1 protein-coding gene (cut by a window edge) is annotated in these 20080 nt (G+C 72.8%); it reads left to right on the top strand.

Annotation, left to right across the window (positions count from 1 at the left end):
- Positions 1 to 20080 carry the 3' portion of a non-ribosomal peptide synthetase gene (locus NS3_RS03575; RefSeq protein WP_067853397.1) on the top strand. Its footprint begins 5879 nt before the window's first position, so 20080 of the gene's 25959 nt are visible here — the last part of the coding sequence; its start codon lies beyond the left edge, outside the window; it ends in the stop codon at positions 20078 to 20080.

The raw sequence follows: 20080 nt of genomic DNA, 5'->3' as shown, positions 1-20080 counted from the left end.
CCTGCTCGGCATCGAACCCACCGAACCCGGCGCGCCCGCCGAACACGTGCTGGTGTTCGTCGTCCACCACATCGCCGCCGACGCCCTGTCCATGCCGCCGCTGGTCGCCGACCTGATGCGCGCCTACGCCGCGCGCGTGCGCGGCCAGGCTCCGGCGTGGGACGAATTGCCCGTCCACTACGCCGATTACAGCCTCTGGCAGCACGAACTGCTCGGCTCCACCGAACGCGAGGGCGACCTGGCCCACCAGCAGCTCGGTTTCTGGCGCGACACGCTGGCCGGTCTGCCCGCCCAGCTGACGCTGCCCACCGACCGCCCCCGGCCCGCGCGCCCCACGCTGCGCGGAGCCGCCGTCGACATCACTGTCGACGCCGAGACCACGGCGGGCCTGCGCGCCCTGGCCGCCCGCTCCGGCGCCACCCTGTTCATGGTCCTGCACGCCGCCTTCGCCGCCACCCTGTCGCGCCTCGGCGGTGGCGCCGACATCGCCATCGGCTCCCCGGTCGGCGGCCGCGGCCTCAGCGAACTCGACGCCTTGGTCGGCATGTTCGTCAACACCGTGGTCCTGCGCACCGCCGTCGATCCGGCCGTGCCGCTGGACCGGCTGGTCGCCGAGGTCCGCGACGCCGACCTGGCCGCCTTCGCCCATACCGAGCTGCCCTTCGAGCGCATCGTCGAGGAACTGGTCTCCGACCGCAGCAGCGGCGCGCACCCGCTGTTCCAGGTCATGCTCAGCTATGCGGCGGGGCAGCAGGCGCACGAGGCGCTGACCCTGCCCGGCCTCACCGTGGCGCCCGTGCCCGTTCCCGACGACGGCGCGAAATTCGACCTGCACCTGATCATCGACGAATCCACCGCCACCGGCGGCCTGACCGGCAGTCTGCGCTACGCCACCGACCTGTTCGACCACGCCACCGCCGCCGCTGCCGCCGCCCGACTCACCCGTGTCCTCACCGCCGCCGCCACCGCCCCCGGCACCCGCGTCGGTGACGTGGAACTGCTCGACGACACCGAGCGTGCCCGGGTTCTGCGCGACTGGAACGACACCGCGCACCCGTTCGCCGCCACCGACACCCTGGTCTCGCTGTTCCAGCGTCAGGCCGCCCGCACCCCTGAGCGCCCCGCGCTGACCTTCGACGGCGTCACCCTCACCTACGGCGAATTCGCCGCCCGCGTGAACCGGCTGGCCCGCCGGCTGATCGAGTGTGGCGTCGGCCCGGATTCCCTTGTCGCCCTAGGGATGCGCCGCTCCATCGATTTGGTGACCGGCATGTACGCCGTCGTCGTCGCGGGCGGCGGTTACGTCCCGCTCGATCCCGACCACCCGGCCGAGCGCATCGGCCACGTGCTCGACACCGCCCGCCCGATCGCGGTGCTGACCTCGGGCACGGACCTCGATCTTCCCGGCTACCCCGCCGATGGCGACCAGCCCCGCACCGACCGGACCGAGGGCGCCGAGGTCCAGCCCAGCCGGTCCGATATCGAGCAGGTCCGTATCGATCTCCTCGACCTGAGCGGCTATTCGGCGGCCCCCGTCACCGACGCCGACCGCTCGGCCCCGCTGCGCCCGCAGCACACCGCCTACGTCATCTTCACCTCCGGCTCCACCGGCCGCCCCAAGGGCGTGGCCGTCGAACACGCCGCCATCGTGAACCGGCTGTGCTGGATGCAGTCCGCCCACGTTTCCCTCGGCCCGGAAGACGTGCTGCTGCAGAAGACCCCGGTGACCTTCGACGTGTCCGTGCCGGAGTTCTTCTGGCCGCTGCAGGTCGGCGCCCGCATGGTGCTGGCCGCCCCCGACGGCCACCGCGACCCGCGCTACCTCGCCGAACTCATCGCCGCCGAGCGCGTCACCGTCGCCCACTTCGTGCCCTCGATGCTGGCGGTCTTCCTGGCCGAGACGTTCCCGACCGGCGATCAGGCGGCGACCACGCTGCGCCATGTGTTCTGCTCCGGCGAGGCACTGCCCGCCGTGACCGCGCGCAGGCTGCGCGAACTCACCGGCGCGCGGGTGCACAACCTCTACGGCCCCACCGAGGCCGCCGTCGAGGTGACCGCCCACGAGGTCACCGACGCCGACACCCACACCGTCGCCATGGGTCGCCCGGTCTGGAACACCCGCGTCTACGTGCTCGACGCCCGCCTGCGTCCGGTTCCCGTCGGCGTCCCCGGCGAGCTCTACCTGGCAGGCGCCCAGCTGGCCCGCGGCTACCTCGGCCGCACCGACCTCACGGCCGACCGCTTCGTCGCCGATCCGCACGGACTCGCGGGCGAACGGATGTACCGCACCGGCGACCTGGTCCGCTGGACCCGCGCCGGTGAACTGGAGTACTTGGGCCGCACCGACTTCCAGGTCAAAGTGCGCGGCCTGCGCATCGAACTCGGGGAGATCGAGACGGCGCTTCTCGACCTGCCCGGCGTAGCCCAAGCCGCTGTCCTCGTCCGCGACGACCACGGCACCGGCGATCAGCTGGTGGCGTACCTGGTCGCCGCGACCGGCGCCGGTACGGACCTGCCCGGCGCGGCGAACGACACGACGGCTGTCGGCGCCGGGCCGCTCACCCCGGACACGGTGCGCTCCGCGCTCGCGCGCCGCCTGCCCGCCTACATGGTGCCGACCGCCGTGGTCACCCTCGACGCCTTCCCGGTCAACGCCTCCGGCAAGCTCGACCGCAAGGCCCTGCCCGCTCCGGCGCCGGTCGGCGTCGAGTTCCGTGCCCCCGCGACCGCCACCGAGATCCTGGTGGCAGATGTCTTCGCGGAACTGTTGGGCCACCACGAGATCGGCGCGAGCGACGACTTCTTCGCGCTCGGCGGCAACTCCCTCGTCGCGACTCAGCTCGCCGCCCGGCTGACCGCCGCCTCCGGCGGGCAGGTGCCGGTGCGCGCAGTCTTCGACGCGCCCACCGTCGCCGAACTGGCGCGCGTGATCGACTCTGCCGCAGGCGTATCCGGCAGCGAGGCAGCCGCGCTCCCGCCGCTGGTCGCGGGCGAACGCACCGAGCCCGTCCCGCTGTCGATCGCCCAGCAGCGCATGTGGTTCCTCAATCGCTTCGATCTCAGCCGCCCCGGCGGCGACAGCCCCGGCAGCGACAGCACCGGCAGCGACAGCACCGATAGCGGCGGCGGCAACTACAACATCCCCTTCGCGCTGCGTCTGAACGGCGAACTGGACGCGGCGGCACTGGAAGCCGCGATCGGCGACGTGGTCGCCAGGCACGAGACGCTGCGCACCGTCTATCCCGAACGCGACGGCGTGGCCCACCAGGTCGTGCTGCCGGTGGCCATGCACTCGCTCGACCTGCTCGCCCGCGCCGTGCGCGCGCGGGAACTGCCCGAGTTGGTCGCCGACGCCGCGACCACTCCGTTCGACGTCACCGCCGAGGTGCCGGTCCGCGTGCGCCTGCTGCGGGTGACCGACGCCGACGGACCCGAACACGTGCTGTTGTTCGTCGTCCACCACATCGCCGCCGACGGCTGGTCCTTCGCCCCGCTGACCCGCGACCTGGCCGCCGCCTACGTCGCCCGCTGCGCCGGGGACTCGCCGAGCTGGTCCCCGCTGCCGGTGCAGTACGCCGACTTCGCCTGCTGGCAGCGCCGCGCCCTCGGCGACGCGAACGAGCCGGGCTCGGTGCTGTCGCGTCAACTGCGCTACTGGACAACGCAACTCGACAGCCTGCCGGATGTGATCACCCTGCCTGCTGATCGCCCCCGCCCCGCTGTGGCGAGCACCCGCGGCGGCGCGATCACCGGCCGGCTCGACGCCGACCTGCACCGCGGCATCCAGGATCTGGCCGCCGCACACCGCGCGACCCCGTTCATGGTGCTGCACGCCGCCCTGGCCGCCCTGCTCAGCCGCCTGGCGGTCACCGACGACATCGTGATCGGCGCCCCCGTCGCGGGCCGCGGCGAGCAGGCTCTCGACGAGCTGGTCGGCATGTTCGTCAACACCCTGGTCCTGCGCACACGTATCCGTCCCGACGCCACCCTGGCCGAACTGGTCGAGTCGGTGCGCCGCACCGATGTGGCGGCCTTCGATCACGCGCTCGTGCCCTTCGAGCAGCTGGTCGAAGTGGTCAATCCGGTGCGCTCGCAGGCGCATTCGCCGCTCTATCAGGTCGCCCTGACGCTGCAGAACCAGGCACGGCCCCAGGTCAGGCTGAACGAACTCGAAATCGGCGCCCTCGACGTCGGGCCCGCGCCCATCCAGCTGGACATGGACTGGACGCTGACCGACCACCACGCCGCCGACGGCGCCCCCGCGGGCATCGACATCTACCTGCACTACGCGCTCGACCTGTTCGACGAGCGCACCGTCACCGGTTTCCTCACCGGCTTCGAGCGGGTGCTGCGGGCGATGGTCCGCGACACCCGCACCGCGGTCGGCGATGTCGAACTCATGTCGGTGGCCGAACGCGGCCTGCTGCTCTCGGAGCGCAACGCGACCGGGCGTCGCCTGCCCGAGGAAACCCTCGACGACCTGCTGACCGTCCGCGCCGACGCCGACCCGCACGGTCGCGCCGTCATTTTCGAAGGCTCGTCGTGCACCTACGCCGAGCTGGCCGAACGGGTGAACCGGTTGGCGCACCACTTGATCGAGGCCGGCGTCGGCCCGGAGACCGTGGTGGGCCTGGCCGCCCTGCGCTCGATCGACATGCTCGTCGCCATGTTCGCGATCGTGCGCGCGGGCGGCGCCTACCTGCCGCTGGACCCCGCGCATCCGGCCGACCGCCTGGATCGGATCGTCGAGGAAGCCCGGCCCGCCCTGGTGCTCGTGGTCGGCGGCGCGGAACTGCCGCCGCTGCCCGGCGTGCGCGCGGTCACCCTCGCGGACCTCGACCTGTCCGGCTACCCGGTCCGCCCGGTCGTCGACGACGACCGCACCGCCGCGCTGCGCCAGGACAACACCGCCTACATCCTGTTCACCTCCGGCTCCACCGGCCGACCCAAGGGCGTCGCGGTGACCCACCGCGCCATCATGAACCAGCTGCGCTGGCTCGAATACCGCTACCAGGTGACCGGCTCCGACCGCATCCTGCAGCGCGCCCCGCTGACCTTCGACGTCTCGGTCTGGGAATGCTTCCTGCCGATCGCGGTCGGCGCCCCGCTGGTGATCGCCAAGCCCGGCGGGCACCTCGACCTCGCCTACTTCGCCGGCCTGCTGCGCGAACACCGCATCACCATCGCCGAATACGTGCCCTCGGTGCTGGCCGCGCTCATCGGCGAGGGCATGGGCGACGCCCTGGCCTCCTTCCGGCACCTGCACTGCGGCGGCGAGGCGCTCACCCCCGACCTGCTCGCCGCCATCCGTGGCGTGTTCGACGGCGCGGTGCACAACGCCTACGGCCCCACCGAGGCCGCAATCTCGGCGGTCTACCACGAATTCACCGATGCCGACCTGCCCGAGACCGGCGCCGAGGCACGCGAACTGGCGATCGGACGGCCGTGCTGGAACACCCGCGTCTATGTCCTCGACGCCAGGCTGCGGCCGGTGCCGACCGGCGTGGCAGGCGAGCTGTATCTGGCCGGTGACCAGCTGGCGCGCGGCTACCAGGGCCGCGCGGCGCTCACCGCCGAACGCTTCGTCGCCGACCCGTTCGGCGTGCCGGGACGGCTCATGTACCGCACCGGTGACCTGGTCCGCTGGAACGCCGAGGGCGATCTGGTCTATCTGGGCCGCAACGATTTCCAGATCAAGCTGCGCGGCCAGCGCATCGAACTCGGCGAGATCGAGGCCGCGCTGGCCGCCGTCCCCGGCGTGAGAAACGCCGCTGTGCTGGTCGCCACCGACGCGGCGGGCCGCGACGCGCTCGTCGGCTACGTCAGCGGCGCGGATCTCACCGCCGAGGCCGTGCTCGACGCGGTGCGCGCGCACCTGCCCGGGTACATGGTGCCCGCGCACCTGGTCGTGCTGGACGAGATGCCGCTGACCACCGTCGGCAAGCTCGACCGCAAGGCGCTGCCGCCTGCCGAGTTCACCACCGCCACCACGACCTACCGGAAGCCGCGCCCCGGCGTCGAAGCGGTGCTCGCCGGCTTGATCGCCGACCTCCTGGGTAACGCGGGCAGTGCGGGCAACGGTGCGGGCGGCAGTGGCAGTGTTGATGTCGGCGCCGACGACGACTTCTTCGCCCTGGGTGGCAACTCGCTGCTGGCCATGCGACTGGTCGCCCGCGCCAACGCCGCGCTGGATACCGCGCTCACCGTCCGCGAGATCTTCCAGGCCCCCACCGTGGCCGCGCTCGCCGCCCGGATCGCGGGCACCGCCTCGGCCGCGCCGCGTCCCGCGCTGGTCGCCGCCGCGCGCCCGGCGCGTATCCCGCTCTCGCACGCCCAGACCCGGATCTGGCTGCTCAACCGCCTCGACCCCGATTCGCCGGTCTACAACATCCCGCTCACCCTCCGGCTGACCGGCGATCTGGACATCGCCGCGCTGCAATCCGCGCTCGCCGACGTGGTCGCCAGGCACGAATCGCTGCGGACGCTGTTCCCCGCCGACGCCGAAGGCCCGCACCAGGTGATCCAGGAGCGGGCACCGCACCTGGACCTCAGCCCGGTCGCCGCCGCCGACCCGCAGGCGATGGTCCTGGAATTCCTCTCCGCCGGTTTCGATCTGCGCACCACGCTGCCGGTGCGGGCGCGCCTGCTGAGCCCGGCTCCCGGCGAGCACGTGCTCGTCGTGGTCGTGCACCACATCGCCGCCGACGGTGTCTCCATCGCCCCGATGGCTCGCGACCTGATGACCGCCTACGCCGCCCGTGCGGCGGGCGCCTCCCCGCAGTGGCAGCCGCTGCCGGTGCAGTACGCCGACTTCGCGCTCTGGCAGCACGCCACGCTCGGCGACCCCGCCGATCCGGAGTCGCTGCTCGCGCGCCAGAGCGCGTACTGGCGCGCCGAACTCGCCGGTCTCGCCCCGGTGCTGGAGTTGCCCGCCGACCGTCCCCGCCCGCCGGTGGCCTCCGGACGCGGCGCGACGGTCGAGTTCGCCTTCTCCGCCGAACTCACCGCCGCCGTCGCCGACCTGGCCCGCACGCACCACGTCTCGTCGTTCATGGTCGTGCACGCCGCCTACGCCGCCCTGCTCGCCCGCCTGGCGGGCACCGACGACATCGCCGTGGGCACCCCCGTCGCGGGCCGCTCCGAACAGGCCCTCGACGACCTCGTCGGCATGTTCGTCAACACGGTCGTCCTGCGCACTCCGGTCCCCGCCGACCGGTCCTTCGCCGACCTGCTGGCCCGGGTCCGGGAGATCGACGTGCGCGCCTTCGCCCATGCCGACCTGCCCTTCGAGCGCGTCGTCGATGAGCTGAATCCGGTCCGTTCCCAGGCGCATTCGCCGGTCGTCCAGGCCCTGCTCACCTACGAGCACCGCGACGACACCGTGCTGCGCCTGCCCGGTCTCGAGGTCGCGCCGTACCCGCTGGACAACGGCATCGCCCAGTTCGACCTCGCCCTCGAGCTCGCCGAACACGGCGCCGAGGAGGGTGCCGCCACCGCCGTCCGCGCCGTCCTGCGCTACGCCACCGACCTGTTCGACCAGGCGACCGTGATCTCCTTCGGCGACCGGCTGATCCGGCTGCTCGAATCCGCCGTCGCCGACCCGTCCCGCCCCGTCGGCGACATCGAACTGCTCGACCCCGCCGAACGCACCCTGGTCCTGTCGCATTGGAACGACACCGCCCACCCGGTCGCCGCCCCCAGCGATACCCTCGCCTCGCTGTTCGAACGTCAGGTCACCCGAACCCCGTCTGCCATCGCCCTCACCTTCGAGGACGTCGTCCTCGGCGACGGCGACCTCACCCGCGACGAGCTCGCGCACTCCGCTCAGAAGCACGGCGACTCCGCGCGTGCCGGGTCCGCTCATGCCGAGCTGACCTATGGCGAACTCGCGCGGCGGGCACGGCGACTCGCGCGTTGGCTGGTCGCTCGGGGTGTGGGTCCGGGCGCGTATGTCGCGCTGGGCATGCGCCGTTCGGCCGACCTGGTGACCGCCATGTACGCGGTCACGCTGACCGGCGGCGCGTACGTGCCGCTCGATCCGGAGCACCCGGCCGAGCGCACCGAGTACGTGCTCCGCACCGCGCAGCCGATCTGCGTCCTGACCGCGGGTGCGGACCTGCCCGTCGACGCCGTGCCCCAGGTGCGTCTCGACCGCCTGGACCTGAGCGGTTTCGGCGACAGCCCGCTCACCGACGCGGACCGCACGGCACCGCTGCACCCGCGGCATCCGGCCTACGTCATCTTCACCTCCGGCTCGACCGGCAGGCCGAAGGGCGTGGCGGTCTCGCACGCGGCGATCGTCAACCGCCTGGTGTGGATGCAGGACCGCTACGGCCTGCGCCCGGACGACACGGTCCTGCAGAAGACGCCCGCCACCTTCGACGTGTCGGTGTGGGAGTTCTTCTGGCCGTTGCAGGTCGGCGCCCGCCTGGTCCTGGCCCGTCACGACGGCCACCGCGACCCCGCCTACCTGGCCGCGCTGATCGCCGCCGAGTCCGTCACCACCGTGCACTTCGTGCCGTCTCTGCTCGCGGTCTTCCTCGCCGAGCCGAAGGCGCGCGACTGCCGTGGCCTGCGCCGGGTGTTCGCCTCCGGCGAAGCGCTGCCCGCTCCCACCGCCCAGCGCGCCCGGTCGATCCTGGGGACCCGTGTGCACAACCTCTACGGCCCCACCGAAGCCGCCGTCGACGTCACCTTCCACGAGGTCACCGACGCCGATGTCGACACCGTCCCGATCGGCCGCCCGGTCTTCAACACCCGCCTGCTGGTCCTCGACGCCCGCCTGCGCCCCGTGCCCGTCGGCGTCCCCGGCGAGCTCTACCTGGCAGGCGACCAGCTGGCCCTGGGCTATGTCGCGCGCCCCGACCTGACCGCCGACCGCTTCGTCGCCGATCCCTTCACCGCCGACAGCTCCGCCCCCGCGGGTACCCGCATGTACCGCACCGGCGATCTGGTCCGCTGGACCCCCGAAGGCGAACTCGACTATCTGGGCCGCACCGACTTCCAGGTGAAACTGCGCGGCCTGCGCATCGAACTCGGCGAAATCGAATCCGCGCTCACCGCCCTCCCCGGCATCGATCGCGCCGCCGTCGTCGTGCGCCGATCCGCCGCAGGCGAGGACATGCTGGTCGCCTATGTGGTCACCGCCGCGCTCGACATCGACTCGGTGCGTGCCGCGCTGGCCGAGCGCTTGCCCGCCTACATGGTGCCCGCCGCGTTCGTGACGCTCACGGAGTTCCCGCTGAACTCCTCCGGCAAGCTCGACCGGAAGGCTCTGCCGGAACCGGTGTTCGAGGCCGCGTCCCACCGCGCCCCCGAGACCGAGGCCGAGCGCATCGTCGCCGCTGTCTTCGCCGAGGTGCTCGGCCTGGGCGAACTCGGCGCGGACGACGATTTCTTCGCCCTCGGCGGCAACTCCCTCAGCGCTACCAGGGCGGTCGCCCGCCTCGGCGCGGAACTGTCCGCCGACCTGCCCGTCCGCCTGCTCTTCGACGCACCCACCGTCACCGGACTCGCCGCGCGCGTCGCCGAATTCACCGACGCCCCGCCCCGCCCCGCGCTACTGGTGGGCCCGCGTCCGGACACCCTGCCGCTCTCGCCGGCCCAGCAGCGCATGTGGTTCCTCAACCGCTTCGACCCGCAGGAGACGGCAAACAACATCCCGGTCGCGATCCGCTTCACCGGCAGCCTCGACCGCGAGGCCCTCACCGCGGCCGTCGCCGACATCGTCGACCGGCACGAGACCCTGCGCACCGTCTACCCGGACCGCGACGGCGTCGGCCACCAGCTGATCCTGGCTCCCGGCCACACTCCGGAGATCGCCGAACTCGACGGCTCCGACCCGGCCGCCGCGCTGACCGCCTTCGTGACCACGCCCTTCGACGTGACCGCCGACGTCCCGCTGCGCATCGGCCTGGCGCGGCTGTCCGAGCGTGAGCACCTGCTCGCCCTCGTGGTGCACCACATCGCCGCCGACGGCTACTCGATGGGCCCGCTGGCCCGCGACCTCGCCGCCGCCTACACCGCGCGGGTCACCGGCACCGCCCCGGCCTGGCCCGAACTCACCGTCCAGTACGTCGACTACGCGCTGTGGCAACGTGATCTGCTCGGCGGCGAATCCGACCCCGAGTCCCTGGCCGCCGCCCAGCTCGGCTTCTGGCGCGAACGGCTGCGCGGCCTGCCCGCCCAGCTCGACCTGCCCACCGACCGCCCGCGCCCGGCAACGGCCTCCCAGCGCGCCGCGAGCGTGGTGGTTCCGCTGCCCGAGCAGCTCGACACCGCCATCGCCGCTGTCGCGGCCCGCTACGAGGCGACCCCGTTCATGGTCGTGCACGCCGCGCTGGCCGTGCTGCTGGCCCGGTTGTCCGGCACCGCCGACATCGCCATCGGCGCGCCCGTCGCCGGTCGCGGTCACCGCGGGCTCGACGATCTGGTCGGCATGTTCGTCAACACGCTGGTGCTGCGCACCGAGATCACCGGCGCCGACACCTTCGACACCGTGCTGCGCCGGGTGCGCGAGGGCGACCTCGACGCCTTCGCCCACGCCGAGGTGCCCTTCGAGCGACTGGTCGAGGTGCTCGACCCGCCGCGTTCGGAGGCCAGGCACCCGCTGTTCCAGGTGGCCCTGTTCTTCCAGAACCTGGAGCCCATCTCGGTGGAGCTGCCCGGCGTCACCGTCGGCGAGTACCGGATCGACCACGAGGTCTCCCGCTTCGACCTGCAACTGACCGTCGCCGAACGGTCGCTGCGCTTCACCTACGCCACCGACCTGTTCGACGAGCCGACCGTGCGCACCATGGCCGAGCGCTACCTGCGGCTGCTCGCCGCCGTGGCGACCGAGCGCGACGTGCCGATCGGCGACATCGACCTGTTCGGCGCGGGGGAGTTGCACCGCGTGGTCACCGAGTGGAACGACTCCGCGCACACCGCCCCGCTGGCCGAACTGCTGCTCGACGAGTTCGAGGCCCAGGCCGCTGCCACCCCGGACGACCCGGCTCTGGTCTATGTCCCCGACGGCGGCTCGGCCGCGACCGTGCTCACCTACGGCGAGCTCGACCGGCGCGGCAACCAGCTGGCCCGCCACCTCCTCGCCCTCGGCGTCGGGCCGGAAAGCCTGGTGGCCCTCGGCATCCGGCGTTCGGCGGAACTCGTGGTCGCCATGTACGCGGTGCTCAAGGCCGGTGGCGCCTACGTGCCGATCGACCCCGACCACCCGCCGCTGCGCATCGCGCACATCATGGAGACCGCCGATCCGGCCGCCCTCCTGACCACCGCCTGCGGCGGGGTCGCCCTCGACTACGCGGGTCCGATCGTCGCCGTCGACACCATCGACCTCGAGCGGTATTCCGACGAGCCGATCGCCGCCGACGAACGCCCTGCCCCGCTGATGCCGGAGCACCCGGCCTACGTGATCTTCACCTCCGGCTCCACCGGCAAACCCAAGGGCGTCAGCGTCTCCCACGCCGCGATCGTCAACCAGATCACCTGGATGCAGTCGCGGTACCGGCTCGACGCCGACGATGTGTACCTGCAGAAGACGGCCACCACCTTCGACGTCTCGCTGTGGGGCTACTTCCTGCCGCTGCGCGTCGGCGCGACCGTCGTGCTGGCCACCCCCGACGGCCACCGCGATCCGGCGTACCTCGCCGAGGTGATGGGCGCCTACGGCGTGACCGTCACCGACTTCGTGCCGACCATGCTCGGCGTCTTCGCCGGTCACGTCGCCGAATCCGGTGACACCGCCGCGCTCGAGCAGTTGCGGATGGTGTTCGTGATCGGCGAGGCGCTGCCCGCCGAGACGGTGCGGACGTTCGGCGCGGTCAGCTCCGCCGCCCTGCACAACCTCTACGGGCCGACCGAGGCGGCGGTGAGCATCACCTACCGCGAGGTCACCGGCGAGACCGAGCGCGTCGTCATGCCGATCGGCAGCCCGGAGTGGAACAGCCGCGTCTACGTGCTCGATTCGCGCTTGCGCCCCACCCTGCCCGGCGTGGCGGGCGAGCTGTATCTCGCCGGCGTCCAGCTGGCCCGCGGCTACCACGGCCGCGCCGCGCTGACCGCCGACCGTTTCGTCGCCAACCCGTTCGGACCGTCCGGCGAGCGCATGTACCGCACCGGCGACCTGGTGCGCTGGGAGACCCACGGCGACGCCGCCGAACTGGTCTACCTGGGCCGCACCGACTTCCAGGTGAAGTTCCGCGGCCAGCGCATCGAACTCGGCGAGATCGAAGCGGTGCTGGCCGCCGTGCCCGGCGTCGCCCAGGCCGCCGCCCGGGTGATCGGCGACCATCTGGTCGGCTACCTGCTGCCCGGCGGGAACACCGCCGCCCGGGGCGAGGCTGCCGACGAGGTCGCCGCGACGGCGGGCACGGCCGCGATCGACGCCGCGCGACTGGTCGAGCGTGCCCGCGCGGCCGCCCACGCCGCCCTGCCCGCGTACATGATCCCGTCCGCCGTGCTGACGGTCGAGGAGTTCCCGCTCAACACCTCCGGCAAGCTGGATCGCTCCGCCCTGCCCGAACCGGTCTTCGACTCCGGCGACTACCACGCTCCGGTGACGCCCGCCGAACGTCTCGTCGCCCAAGCGTTCGCCGAGGTGCTCGGCGTGGACCGCGTCGGAGTCGACGACAGCTTCTTCGATCTCGGCGGCAACTCGCTCAGCGCCACCCGCGTCCTGGCTCGCATCGGCGAGCGCCTCGGCAAGCGGGTGCCCGTGCGCCTGCTGTTCGAGGAACCCACCGTGGCCGGCCTGGCCGCCGCGCTCACCGCCGACGGCGACACCGGCGCGGTCGTGGTCCCGCTGGTCGCGGGCGCGCGCCCGGAGGTGCTGCCGCTCGCCCCGGTCCAGCGCGGCATGTGGTTGCTCAACCGCCTCGACCCGGACTCCCCGGCGCACAACATCCCGGTCGCCCTGCGCCTCACCGGCGAGATCGACGAGGCCAGGCTCATCGAGGCCTTCGCCGTCGTCGTCGCCCGCCACGAAACCCTGCGCACCTACTATCCGGAGGGCGCCGACGGCGCAGGTCACCAGGTGATCCTGCCCGCCGACGAGCATTCCGTGCGACTGGCCGTCGAGGACGCCGAGGTGGGCCGGCTCGACGCCCGTATCGCCGAATTCCTGCGCGCCGGTTTCGATGTCACCACCGAGGTCCCGGTGCGCGCGGTGCTGCTGCGCGAGACCGCGACCAGCCACGTGCTGGTCGCCGTCCTGCACCATCTGGCCGCCGACGGGTTCTCGATGCGTCCGCTGCTGCGCGACCTCGTGGCCGCCTATTTCGCGGGCATCATGGAGACCGAACCGGCCTGGCCGCAGCTGCGCGCCCAGTACGCCGACTACGCGCTGTGGCAGTCCGCGGCGGTGGACGCCGTCGCCGACAGCGAACTCGCCTACTGGCGCGAGACCTTGCGCGGCCTGCCCGAAGAACTGGCCCTGCCGACCGACCGCCCCCGCCCGGCGGTCGCGTCCAAGCGCGGCGCGACCGTGCGCGGCAGGCTCGGCGGCGACCTCGACACCAGGATCGCCGAACTGGCCCGCCGCCACGACGCGACACCGTTCATGGTCGTGCACGCCGCGCTCGCGGTGCTGCTGGCCCGGCTGTCCGGCTCCGACGACATCGCTGTCGGCACCCCGGTGGCCGGTCGCGGTGAGGCCGCCCTCGACGATCTGGTCGGCATGTTCGTCAACACCCTGGCCCTGCGCACCCACCTCGCGCCGCGGCAGAGCTTCGACACCCTGATCGAGGCCACCAGAACCGCCGACTTGCAGGCCTTCTCGCACGCCACGGTCCCGTTCGAGCGCGTCGTGGAGGGCTTGGGCGTCATCGCGAACGCGTCCCGCCACCCGCTGTTCACGGTGGTGCTGAACTACCAGAACCTTGATTCCGGCGTCGTCGCCGTGCCCGGCCTCGAACTCGCCCCGGTGGCCTTCGACGAGACCGTCGCCCGCTTCGACCTGCAGTTCACCGTGGCCGACGCCCCCGATGCCGAGGGGTACCTGGCCGTCGAACTCGAGTACGCCACCGACCTGTTCGACGAGTCCACCGCCGCGGGCCTGCTGCGCCGCTTCGGCCGCCTGCTCGGCGCGCTCACCGGCCACCCGGACCAGCCGATCGGCACGGCCGACCTGCTGGCCCCCGGCGAACGCGCCGCCCTGCTCGACCGCCACGGCCCGGCCACCCCGCCGTGCACGCTGCCCGACATGCTGGCGGGCGCGGTCGCCGCCAACCCCGACGGCCTCGCGGTCGTCGACGGCGACACCCGCCTGACCTACCGCGAACTGGACGACCAGTCCGCGCGGCTGGCCAGAATGCTGATCGGCCACGGCATCGGCGCCGAGGACATCGTCGCGCTCGCGATCCCGCGCTCGGCCCGCTTCCAGCTCGCGCTGTGGGCGGTCGCCAAGACCGGCGCGGCCTTCGTCCCGGTCGACCCCACCTACCCGGCCGAGCGCATCGCCCACATGCTCACCGACTCCGGCGCGGTCCTCGGCCTCACCGTCGAATCCGCCCGCGCCGCCCTGCCCGGCGACACCGAGTGGGTCGTGCTGGACGCTCCCGCGACGGCCACCCGTCTGCGCCACACCAGTCCCGCCCCGATCGCCGCCGACGAACTGGTGCGCCCGGCGCGCATCGCCAACCCGGCCTGGATGATCTACACCTCCGGCTCGACCGGCCTGCCCAAGGGCGCGCTGGTCACCCACGCCGGCATCGCGGGCGTCGCGCGCACCCAGCGCGATCGCTACGCCGTCACCGCGAACGCCCGGGTGCTCGGCGTCGCCTCCCCGAGCTTCGACGCCGCCATGCTCGAACTGCTGCTGGCACTGGTCGAAGGCGGCACGCTGTTCCTCACCCCACCCGAGGTGTTCGGCGGCGACGAACTCACCGAGTTCATGGCCGCCCACGAGGTCAGCCACGCCTTCATCACCCCGTCGGTGCTGCGCACCCTCGATCCGGTCCGTCTGCCCGCCTTCAGTCACCTGATCATCGGCGGCGAGGGCTTCGGCCAGGACGCGGTGGACACCTGGGCGCCCGGCCGCGCCGTGCACAACGGCTACGGCCCGACGGAGACCACCATCGTCGCCACCGTCAGCCCCGAACTGCTACCGGGCCGTCCGGTGGAACTCGGTGTGCCGCTGGCCAATATGTCGGCGGTCGTCCTCGACTCCGGTCTGCGTCCGGTGCCCGCCGGCGTCGCCGGTGAGCTGTACCTGCGTGGTGCGGGCCTGGCGCGCGGATACCATGCCCGCCCCGGCCTCACCGCCGAGCGCTTCGTCGCCGACCCCTACGGTGCGCCGGGCGAAAGGCTCTACCGCACCGGTGATCTCGCGCGCTGGACGGCCGAGGGCGCGTTGCAGTACCTCGGCCGCACCGATCATCAGGTGAAGGTCCGCGGCCTGCGCATCGAACTCGGCGAGATCGACGCCGCGCTCTCCACACACCCGAGCGTCCGCGAGGTCGTCACCCTCGGCCACACCGGCTCCGACGGCACCATCTCCCTGGTCTCCTATGTGGTCGCCGAACCCGGACACCACGTCGACCCCGCCGAACTGACCGCGCACGCCGCCCGCTCGCTGACCGCGTACATGGTGCCCGCCGCCATCGTGGTCCTCGACCGTATGCCGCTCACCCCGGTCGGCAAGCTCGACCGCGACGCCCTGCCCGCACCGGTCTTCCAGGCCGCGGCCTTCCGCGCACCGGAGACCTCGGCACAGATCGCGGTGGCAGGGGTCTTCGCCGAGGTGCTCGGCCTGCCCGCCGGGGAAGTCGGTCTCGACGACGACTTCTTCGCCCGCGGCGGCAACTCGCTCACCGCGACTCAGGTCGCCGCCCGCCTCGGCACGGCCCTGTCGGTCACCGTCGGCGTTCGGACGGTCTTCGAGCACAGCACCGTCGCCGCCCTGGCCGCGGCCCTCGCCGACGCGGGGGAGACCGCCGGTCCCCGGCTGGTCGCCCGCGACCGTTCGGCAGGCGAGACCGTCCCGCTCTCGCTCGCCCAGCAGCGCATGTGGTTCCTCAACCGCCTCGACCACCAGTCCACCGCCTACAACATCCCGTTGGCGGTCCGCCTCACCGGCGAACTGGACGTGGCCGCGCTCAACGCCGCCGTCGCCGACGTGGTCGCCAGGCACGAAGTCCTGCGCACCGTCTACCCCGAACGCGACGGCAGCCCGGTGCAGGTGGTCCTGCCCGCCGACCGAGCGGGCATCCCGGTGCTCGTGCCGATCGCGGTCGCCGTGGACGACCTGCCCACGGCCGTCCTCGATTTCGTCGGCGCCGGCTTCGACGTCACCGACGCCCCGCCGCTGCGCGCCCGGCTGTTCCGCCCCTACACCGGCACCGACTCCGCGCGTGTCGACCCGGCCGACCTCGCGGCAGGCGAACACGTCCTGGTCGTGGTCATGCACCACATCGCCGCCGACGGTTCCTCCCTGGCGCCGCTGGCCCGCGACGTGATGGTGGCCTACGCCGCCCGCCGCCGCGGCCAGGCCCCGGCATGGACCCCGCTGCCGGTGCAGTACGCGGATTTCAGCCTCTGGCAGCGCGCCCTGCTCGGCGCCGAGGACGACCCGGACTCGCTGATCTCCCGCCAGCTGCGGTTCTGGCTCGACACCCTCGCCGACCTGCCCGCACAGCTGCCGCTGCCCACCGACCGCCCGCGCCCCGCGGTGGCCTCCACCCGGGGCAGGCACGTCGACTTCACCATCGACGCCGCCACGCACGCCGCACTCGCCGACCTGGCCCGCGCCCACGGCGCGACGCCGTTCATGGTCGTGCACGCCGCCTTCGCGGTGCTGCTGGCCAGGCTCTCCGGCACCGACGACATCGCCGTCGGCACCCCGGTCGCCGGTCGCGGTGCGGCCGAACTCGACGACGTGGTCGGCATGTTCGTCAACACCCTGGTGCTGCGCGCCCGCGTCGCACCCGCGGCGAGCTTCACCGACCTGCTCGGACAGGTGCGCGAGGCCGACCTGGCCGCGTTCGCCCACGCCGACATCCCGTTCGAACGCCTCGTCGAGGTCGTCAACCCGGAGCGCTCCACCGCCAGGCACCCGCTGTTCCAGGTCGGCTACTCCTTCCACAACCAGGCCGAAGCCGACGTCGACCTCGACGGGATCACCGCCACCGCGGTCGATTTCGACACCGAGGTCTCCCAGTTCGATCTGCACCTCGTGGTGACCGACCGCCACGCCCCCGACGGCACCCCGTCGGGCATGGACGCCGCCCTCACCTACGCGACCGCCCTGTTCGACGAATCGACCGTCGCCAATATCGCCGGCCGCCTGCGCCGCCTGCTGACCGCGGTCCTCGCCGCCCCGGAGACCCCGGTCGGCGATCTGCCGCTGCTCGACGCCGCCGAAACCGAACGCATCGCGCACGGCTGGAACCAGCCCGACCGATACTGCGCGACCGGCACCCTGGCCGCCGGATTCCACTCCCAGGCCGCCCGCACCCCCGATGCCGTCGCGGTTCTCGATGGAGAGCGGACCCTGACCTACGCCCAGTTCGCCGCCGGGGTCAACCGCCTCGCCCGGGTGCTCATCGCGCGCGGCGTCGGCCCGGAAACAACTGTTGCCCTGGCGATTCCGCGCAGCGTCGAACTGCTGACCGCCATGTACGCGGTGCTCACGGCGGGCGCGGCCTACGTCCCGCTGGACCCGGCCCATCCACTCGACCGCACCTCCGCGGTGCTCTCGGCCGCGGACCCGGCCCTGGTTCTGATCTCGGCGAGCAACCCGATGCTGCCCGAGAGCGTGCGGGCCCACGAGATCGTGCTGGATGTGGACACCGCCGCCGTGATCGGCGCCGAGATCAGCCCCCACCCGGTGCGACCCTACGAACTGATCCGCCCGGCACGCCCGCAGGACGCCGCCTACATCGTGTTCACCTCCGGTTCCACCGGCACTCCCAAGGGCGTGGTGGTCCCGCAGGCCGCCGTCACCCACCAGCTCGAGTGGATGCAGTCCGAATACCGCCTCACCACCGACGACGCGGTCCTGCTGCATACCTCCGCCGCCTTCGACCTCTCGGTCTGGGAGCTCTGGTGGGCCCCGCGCACCGGAGCGGCCCTCGTGCTCGCTCCCGAAGGCGCGCACCGCGATCCACAGGGCCTGCTCGACCTGATCGACCGCTCCGAAGTCACCACCGTGACCCTGGTGCCCTCGCAGCTGGCCATGCTCACCGAGGTCTGCGACGGCGCGCTACCCGCTGCCCTGCGCAGGCTGCTGGTGATCGGCGAGCCCCTGCCCGCCGAGACCGTGAACCGCACCGCCGCCCTGACCGAGGCCCGCCTGGACAACCTCTACGGCCCCACCGAGGCCGCCGTCTCGGTGACCAGATACCGCACCAGCGCGGCCGATCCCGGCGCGATCGCCCCCATCGGCACCCCCGAGGCGGGCACCCGCGTCTACGTCCTCGACGACCGCCTGCACCCGGTCCCGACCGGCGTCGTCGGCGAGCTCTACCTGGGCGGCGCTCAGCTGGCCCGCGGCTACCACGGCAGGCCCGACCTCACCGCCGACCGCTTCGTCGCGGACCCGTTCGGTGTCCCGGGCGACCGCCTCTACCGCACCGGCGACATGGTCCGCTGGACCGCCGAAGGTCAGCTGGTCTTCGTCCAGCGCCGTGACTTCCAGGTCAAGGTGCGCGGCTATCGCATCGAACTCGCCGAGATCGAACACGCCATGCGCGCCCACCCGGCCGTCGGCGAGGCCGCCGTCCTCGCCCACGACTCCGGCGGCGCGGACGCCATGCTGGTCGGCTACTACACCCTGCTCGACGGCGCGGCGCAGGCCGGCGATCAGGAACCCGCTCAGATCACCGCGGGATCTGTCGATCAGGAAACCGGTCGGCGCGTGCTCGAACCGGAGAAACTGCGTGCGGCCCTGGCGCAGTCTCTGCCCAGCTATATGGTCCCCGCAGCCCTGATGGCCATGGACGCCCTGCCGCGCAACGCCAACGGCAAGCTCGACCGCGCCGCCCTGCCCCGGCCGGAACTCCGGGAGCGCGAATATCGCGCCCCCGTATCGGAGTTGGAGACCACGGTCTGCGCGGTGTTCGCCGAACTGCTGCGCACCGACCGCGTCGGCATGGACGACAACTTCTTCGAACGCGGCGGCAACTCGCTGCTGGCGACCCGCCTGGCCACCCACCTCGCCGAGGTACTGGGCGAACGGGTGCCGGTCCTGTGGCTGTTCTCCGCCCCGACCCCCGCGGGCGTGGTGAACCACCTCGAACAGGCCAGAGCGAATCGCGGCCGAATCGACCACGACGCCGCGTTCGACGTGCTCCTCCCGCTGCGCACCGGCAGCGGCGGGGAACCGCTGTTCTGCGTCCACCCCGTGGGTGGTGTGGCCTGGTCGTTCGCGGGCCTGGCCGCCCACATCGGCACCGGCCGCGACATCTACGGCCTGCAGTCACCCGTGCTGAATTCGGCCGAGCCACTGCCGGATTCGATCGACGACTGGGCCCGCCGCTACGTGCGCGAGATCCGCGCCGTCCAGCCCGAAGGCCCCTACCACCTGCTCGGCTGGTCGCTCGGCGGCGTGCTCGCGCACGCCATCGCCATCCAGCTCCAGGACGAGGGCCAGCACGTCGCCACCCTGGCCATGATGGACAGCCCCCGCATCGTCGAACCCGTCGCCGTCTCCACGGTGCCGGTCGCCGACCTGATGGGCGGCCTGCTCGGCGAACACACCGCGGAACTCGACGCCGTGCTCGGCGCCGACGTCGACCCGGCCGACTGGGACTCCGCCCGCCTGGCCGAGCTGATCGCCGACCTCCCCGAACCGTTCGCCTCCTTCGGCGCCGACCGCCTCACCCGCCTGCTCGCCGAAGGCACCCGCTCCCTGGACCTGCTGGCCCGCTACCGCCCTCGCCGCTACAAGGGCAACCTGCTCTACTTCACCGCCGCCCACGACGACCCCACCGGCGCGACCGGCGCGGCAACCTGGGCCGAGGCCGTGGACGGCACCGTTCACAACCACGCTGTAGCCGCCACCCACTGGCGGATGACCTCCGACCGGGCCCTCGCCCGCATCGGCCACGTCCTGACCACCACCTGGGCCGCCACCCACCGCGCCTGA

It is taken from the genome of Nocardia shimofusensis NBRC 100134, from assembly GCF_001613125.1.
Taxonomy (GTDB): domain Bacteria; phylum Actinomycetota; class Actinomycetes; order Mycobacteriales; family Mycobacteriaceae; genus Nocardia; species Nocardia shimofusensis.
This window is presented reverse-complemented; position numbering and strand designations above follow the sequence as displayed.